General features: G+C 63.3%; 3 protein-coding genes. 2 read left to right on the top strand and 1 reads right to left on the bottom strand.

Annotation, left to right across the window (positions count from 1 at the left end; genetic code table 11):
* Positions 1-247: 247 nt before the first annotated feature.
* A complete protein-coding gene (locus MHX63_RS10345) occupies positions 248-1,324 on the top strand; it encodes a hypothetical protein (protein ID WP_239388726.1) in 1,077 nt (358 codons plus the stop codon).
* A 437-nt stretch (positions 1,325-1,761) separates the two neighbouring features.
* Positions 1,762-3,258, top strand: coding sequence for a tRNA guanosine(34) transglycosylase Tgt (tgt, locus tag MHX63_RS10340; protein ID WP_239388724.1), 1,497 nt, complete (start codon positions 1,762-1,764; stop codon positions 3,256-3,258).
* A gap of 123 nt (positions 3,259-3,381) precedes the next feature.
* On the opposite strand, the gene MHX63_RS10335 is transcribed toward tgt, so the two are convergent.
* A complete protein-coding gene (locus tag MHX63_RS10335; protein ID WP_239388722.1) occupies positions 3,382-6,216 on the bottom strand; it encodes an MMPL family transporter in 2,835 nt (944 codons plus the stop codon).
* Between the last annotated feature and the right edge of the window lie 817 nt (positions 6,217-7,033).

Below are 7,033 nucleotides of genomic sequence, written 5' to 3'. Positions count from 1 at the left end.
CCATTTCCCCCGAGCCCCCAGTTCTCGCCGCACCCGTCTCCCCCGCCTGTGCTGCCACCGTCTCCCCTACCTGTGGTGCCGCTGTCTCCCCCGCCCGGCTGTCCGCCTGCTCCGCTGCTCGCACGATGCCGTCGCCTCCTACTTCCGCTTTCCCTGGCAAGGCTACCCCTGGATCTGCACTACTTTTCTGCAATACTGTTCTGCGATACTTTGAAGCCAAGGGGCCAGCTCAACGTGTGGGGGAAATGTGAATTCGTTGACGTGGGGGCGTCAGAAAGAAAAGACAACAACAACGCTGCTTATCGAGGCGAAAGAGCTTCCGAGCGGTGCTCGGCGAGGGCTGGCGCGCGGACAGCGGCATTACAAGATTGCGCCGGGGATCTACGCCGAGCGGGTGCACTGGGATGCGCTGCCGCGCGACGAAAAGGTGCGTCTCCATGCGATAGCACACGGCCTGAGCTGCACAAACGGAATACTCTGCGGACAGTCCGCAGCGTTGATGTGGGGGCTGCCGATCGCGGGGCGCGCTAGCTCCAACGCGGAGATCGGGTTCCATCCGCCAGAAGGGACAACCGCGAAACTGCACCTCCGAACCCCACGACCATTGCACGCGACCGCCGCCAAACGTGCGGAAACGCTGCAAATAGAAACCTCGAACGGATTGCGGGAGGTGCGGCTCACCAGCGTTAACGATACGATCATCGATCTCGCTCGGTGGCACAGTGTGGCGGACGCAGTCGTGGCCGCAGAGTTCGCAGCCCGAGCCGCAATGGGCGGATTGGGAACTCCGGAGTTCATAGCGGAACTGCGTGCCGACGCAAGCAGACTGCGGAAACTCCGAGGGATCTCAAAGACAAGAGAATCACTTCGGTTGATCAATGGCGCATCCGAAAGCCCGCGGGAATCCGCGCTGAAGGTGAAACTCTGGGAAGCAGGACTACCTGCACCTTTACAACAAGTGGAACTGCACTATGAGGGGTACCTCGCAGGTCGAGTGGACTTCTTCTACCCTTGCGGGCTAGTGATCGAGTACGACGGACAGAGCAAATACCAACCCGGGAAGACGGGCAGCGACACCTTCGGTGCGATGGGCGGCGGGATCAACGAAGAGGTTTTCGCCGCACGGCAGATCCTCAGCGAGCGCGCACGAGAGCGCAAACTGCAGAACCTCGGTGCGCGGATTTACCGGGTGGACCGTGACAACTTTCGCGATGGCACCGCCGTGGCGGATATTTGCAGGCTCCACAGACAGATGACCCGGAACGGACTTGAGTTTCCCACCACCAGCTACCGGGGAGGCGTGCCAGCGTGGGAAGCCCCGTGACGGCTAAGCGATTCTCAGCCCGTTTAAGCGATTTTTGATGCGCCGGCAGGGGCAGGGGCGCGCCGATCAGCCAGGCGAGCAGGGGAGGTTTTGCACATTTTCCGACACTCACGACGCGGAATGTCCAGAATTCCACGTCTTAAAATATAACTAATCTATTTGTGCAGGTCAGAGCGTCGCAATTTTGTACTGCACACTCGCTACTTTCAATAACTCGTAGATTTTGGACATCCGCACTTTAGCCCGGGCCAACAGCTGCGCGGTGTGTGACCGATGGGGTTGATGTGACACTCTCCGGGGGGCGCCCGCGAAAGGAAGCAAGAAACGGCGGGGTGAGTGGCGCGAGGACGGAGAATGAGAGCGCCGAGGTTGGGGACGGCGGGGAATCGGCAGCGCGGAGAGTGGAAACAGCGAAGCGGACGATAAACTGGGGTGCCATGACCGAAGATCAGGGAAACACCAGCGCTGGCAAGCACACAGCCAGCACCAGCGTCAGCGTTAGCACAGGTCAGAGCACCAACGCGGGCGCCAGCGCCGGCGTTAACGCAGACCTATCCTTCGAAGTGCGCACCCGGCTGCGCGATAACGACAGCACGGGCGCGAGCTCGGGTACGAACGCAGACACGGGCACAGGCACGGGCGCGGGTGCCAGCGCAGGCGGAAGCGCGCGAGTGGGTGCCAGCGCAGGCGGAAGCGCGCGAGTGGACGCAGGCGCGGGCGCGCTGGGGCGTACGGGCGTCATAAAGACTCCGCATGGAAACATCCACACCCCAGCGTTCATCCCGGTGGCGACAAAAGCAACGGTCAAGACCCTCACGCCCGAGCAGGTGCGGTCGACGGGCGCGCAGGCGATGCTCTCCAACGCGTACCACCTATACCTGCAGCCGGGCCCGGACATCGTGGACGAGGCCGGCGGGCTCGCGACCTTCGAGAACTGGCACGGGCCGACGTACACGGACTCCGGCGGCTTCCAGGTCATGAGCCTCGGCGTGGGCTACAAGAAAGTCCTGGCCATGGACACGAAAGGCCGCAGCGAGGCGGACATCATCCAGCAGCAGAAAAAGCGCATGGCCGTGGTGGACGAGGACGGCGTGGATTTCCGCAGCGTCATCGACGGCAGCAAGCACCGCTTCACGCCGGAGGTGTCGATGCAGATCCAGCACCAGCTGGGCGCGGACATTATGTTCGCGTTCGACGAACTCACCACGCTGGTGAATACCCGCCCCTACCAGGAGCAATCCGTCGCGCGCACGCACCGCTGGGCTCGCCGTTGCCTGGCGGAGCACCAGCGGCTCACGGACTTGCGCACGCACCGCCCACCGCAGTCTCTGTGGGGTGTGGTGCAGGGCGCGCAGTACGAGGATCTCCGCAGACAGGCGGCCCGCGGGCTGGTGCAGCTGTCCGAGGAGGCGGAAGCGCAGGGCAACCGTGGTTTCGGCGGCTTCGGCATCGGCGGCGCGCTGGAGAAGGAGAACCTCGGCACGATCGTCCGCTGGGTTGCCGAGGAGTTGCCGGAGGATAAGCCCCGCCACTTGCTCGGTATTTCGGAGCCGGATGACCTATTCACGGCGATTGAGGCCGGCGCGGACACGTTCGATTGCGTCGCGCCGACTCGCCTGGGCCGCCGCGGTGGCGTGTACACGCTGGACGGTCGGCTGAATCTTATGGGTGCGCGGTTTAAGAGGGATTTTTCTCCTATTGACGCCGCAGTAGGCGGTTATGTCTCGGAGAATTATTCGCGCGCTTATATTCACCACTTGTTGAAGGCGAAGGAGTATCTGGCCGGGACGTTGTGCACCCTGCATAATCTGCATTTCATGGTGGGGTTGGTGGACCGGATTCGCGAGTCCATGGAGCAGGGGCGTTTCTATGAGTTCCGGGAGGAGTTCATGGGGCGCTACTACGGCCCAGCCTGGCGGGAGCGCCTGGGCTAGCGTTTGCCGAAGGTTCCGCGGGCCGGCGGGCGGCGGCTGCGCGGCATGGCCGCGCAGGGGGGCGGGTGCCTGCGGCTCGGCAAGCCGGGCCGCCGCGGCCACCGCTAGCGCGCCGAGCCTGGGTTAGCGTGCCGCTTCCGCCGGCTCCTCCGTCGCTTCCGCCGGCTCCAGTGCACGCCCTTCGTCGTCGAGGCGCTGAATCTCGCCGGAGCGGAAGTCGCGCTCCAGCTGCGAGCCTTCGACGTCGAAGGTCGGCAGTATGCGGTCCAGCCACTTGGGCATGTACCAGGTGGCCTTGCCGAGCAGAATCATCATGGCGGGGATGAAGGTCATGCGCACGAGGAAGGCGTCGAACAGCACGGCGGCGCCCAGCGCAAAGCCGAAGATCTGCACGAACGGCAGCGGCTGGAAGACGAAGCTGGCGAACACGCCGATCATGATCAGCGCCGCCACGGTCACAACCTTCGCGCCCATGCCGAAGCCGAAGATCACAGAGTCTTCAACGGGCGTGTACTTGGAGGTCTTCGCGGCCTCGAAGGATTCGTGCTTAAAGCGTTCTCGCATGCGCGACACGATGAACATTTGGTAGTCCATCGCCAGCCCGAAGGTCACGCCGATAAGGAAGATCGGCATGAAGCTGATCAGCGGCCCCGGCGAGCTCCACAGCCCGGCCCAGCCTTCCTGCCAGACCAGCACGGTCAGTCCGAAGGCGCCGCCGACGGAGAGTAGGAATCCAAGTGCCGCCATGATCGGCACGGTGATGCTACGGAAGATCATCAGTAGCAGCACGAGCGCCAGCCCCACGACCAGCAGGAGGTATATCGGCATGGCGTTCGACAGTTGGTCGGTGACATCCTGCTGGATGGGGATCAGGCCGGTGATGCCCATGTCCACCCCGGTTTCCTGCTCGATCACGTTCTGCTGTCCACGCAGCGCGTGGATGAGCGTGGCGGTGCTCTCCTCGGTCGGCCCGCCTACTGGCGTGATCAGCAGCTGCGCGGCGAGCCCGTCCTCACTCTGGCCGATGAGCTGCGCGTGCTTCACATGAATGTTGCTGCCGAGGTTCTCCATCGCGTAGATAAATGACGCCTGCGCCGCGGCCTTGGTCTTGTCGCCAGCGCCCTGCGCATCTTCACCCTGGCCAGCCCCCGCGCCTTCTGCGCCCTGGCCGGGCGCCGCACCCGGCGCGTCCGGGGCATCTCCGTTCTCACCTTCAGCTGCCCGGGAGTCTCCCGCGCCCTGCGCCGGCTGCTCGCCGCCGTGCGGCGCCTCATTACCGTGTGCGTCGCCTCCAGCGCCCTGCGCGTCCGCCTGACCCTGGATATAGGTGGCGAGCGCCGGCGATTCCGGGTTTGCGTTCTCGCCGTTGACTATCACCAGGAACGGAGCGTTGCGGCCTGGTCCGAAGCCCTCCTCGAGCATCTCGGCGGACTTCCGCTGTGTGGAGTCCACATTCGACGTCTTGTCATTCGGCAGCGAAAGCTGCAGGTTCAGAGCCGGGAGAGTCAGAGCGGCCAGCACCAGCATCACCACTGCAATGGAGATTCCCGGGAAGCTGTAGACCAGCCTGATCCAACGGCTCGCCAGGCCTTGCTTGTGCTGACCGTCGCCCGCGCGCTGGCGCTCCCCGCGCGCTACCGCGCGCGCAGCACTCGCGCTGGTGCCAGCCCCGTCGCCAACCTCAGCGCCAGCCACGTCAGCCCCGTCAGCCTCGTCAGCCCCGTCATCCCTGTCAACGCGGGCCGCACGCCCGCGGCCTGCCGGACCGCCCGTGAAATACCCATGCGCCGAATCCTCCCCCACGAGGGCGGAGGCGTACTGAGCGCCAAACGTGGCGTCCTTACGAAAGACCCGCGAGCCACACGCCCCCAGCAGCGCGGGCAAGAACGTCAGCGCCACAACCACCGCGACCATCACGCTGATCGCCGCGAAGTAACCCATGTACGACAGGAACGGAATGTTCGCCAGACGCAGACCGACCAGAGCGATCGTCACCGTCAGGCCCGCGAAAACCACTGCGGAACCCGCAGTTCCCGCGGCCAGGCCAATCGCATCTGGGCGCGACCGCCCCTGCCGCAGCTCATCGCGGTAGCGCGACATGATGAACAGCGCGTAGTCGATGCCGACGGCCAGGCCGATCATCAGCCCCAGCGTCGGCGTGATGGAGTTCAGCGGCAGCACCGCCGTCGCACCCACTGTCACCAGCGCGCCGATACCCACGCCCACGATCGCTGTGGCCAGCGGCAACCCCGCCGCCAGCAGCGAACCAAACGTGAACAACAGGATGATCAGCGCAACCACCACGCCCGCGATTTCCGAGATCGGCTCGACGGCGATGGGGTCGCCGAAGCCGGGCCCGCCGACCTCCACGTCCATGCCGGCGTCGCGCGAGATCTGGATCGCGTCGTACACCGCCTGCCGATCCTCGTCGGTCACGTCGGCGGGCAGCGGCACGTCGTAGCTGAAGCTCATGGTGCCGTAGCGCCCGTCGGCGGAGTACATCCGCAGGTTCTCCGCGTCGGATTTCGCGGTAGCTTCGGGCATGCCCTGCTTCGTCATCTGGTCGACGAGCATTCTTCCGAGCTTGTCGTTGAGCTCTACCGGGTTGCCGAACTGCATGCCCTCTTTGAAGTTGGGCACGTTGTTCTTTAATGACGCCACCGTCTCATCCATTGCCGCCATCAACTCTGGGTCTTCGAGTTTCTTCCCCTCGGGGGCTCCGAAAACTATGTTGACGTCGGTGGATTCGGCGGGGTTTTTCGTGCCCGGGAATTTCTCTTGGAGCATTTCCGTGGCGTGCGTGGAGGGCACGTCTTTGATTTCGAAGACGTCGTTGAAACCCTTTTGGAATCCCAGCGCGGCCGCCGTGATGCCGACGAACAGCAGCAGCCAGGCGGCAATCACCCGCTTCTTGTGCAGGTAGGACCATCGTCCGAGGTTAAACAGGATTTTCGCCACTGGTTGACCTTCCGCCGGCTGTTGAGTGTGTGTAGGACCTTGAGCTTGCGTTCGTGGTTGCGCTCTGGCAGCTCCTGCGGGGTGGGGGTTTCCCGAGAGATGCTTCCCACGAGGTGCTTCCCACGGCGCAGACAGTTCTCGAAATATACATCCTACAGTAGCCAAAAGCCCAGGTGGGTTGTGACAGGTGTGACGTGTGTTGCTAAAGCTTCCGGGCGGACCTTCCAGACGCGCTCCCAACTTCCCTGTCATAGGCAACGCAAGGGGCAAATGTCCCAAATCTTCCACTTTCGGCGAGTAGCAGATTTGCGGCAAATTTTCGCAACCTTCCGACCTGCAGAAACAGAAAGTTATAAAAACAGAGTGGAAGATTTGGGACACTTTCCGCTCCCGCTACGCCTCAAAGCGCCCTTTTGGAGCATTCCCGAAATGCGGGACGCAGTTTTGCATCCTTGCTCAGGTATCTCCCAGCCACTTTCAGGCCGTCTACGGCGCTTACAACGCTTCACCCTCTTTCGCGCTCCTCCGGCAGCGCGTTCTAACTTCGCCAAAACCAGACCACCTCCGGCCGCAGACCCCTTGCCCCGAGGCTCAATGTCCCAAATCTTCGAGTTGTTGAGAGTAGTACATCTGCAGCTAAGATTTGCAACCCTCTGACCTGCGCAAATAGAATAGTTATATTCTAATACGTGGAATTTGGGACATTCCCACCTCAGCGCCCCCTCATTCCCAGCCCTACACGCCCGACCGCGCACCCCGCTCACGCACTCCCAACCCCCGCGGACGCTGCCGCCCGCCCCGCCCCGCAGAATTGAAG

Source organism: Corynebacterium sp. ACRQK (assembly GCF_022345965.1).
GTDB lineage: Bacteria > Actinomycetota > Actinomycetes > Mycobacteriales > Mycobacteriaceae > Corynebacterium.
This window is presented reverse-complemented; position numbering and strand designations above follow the sequence as displayed.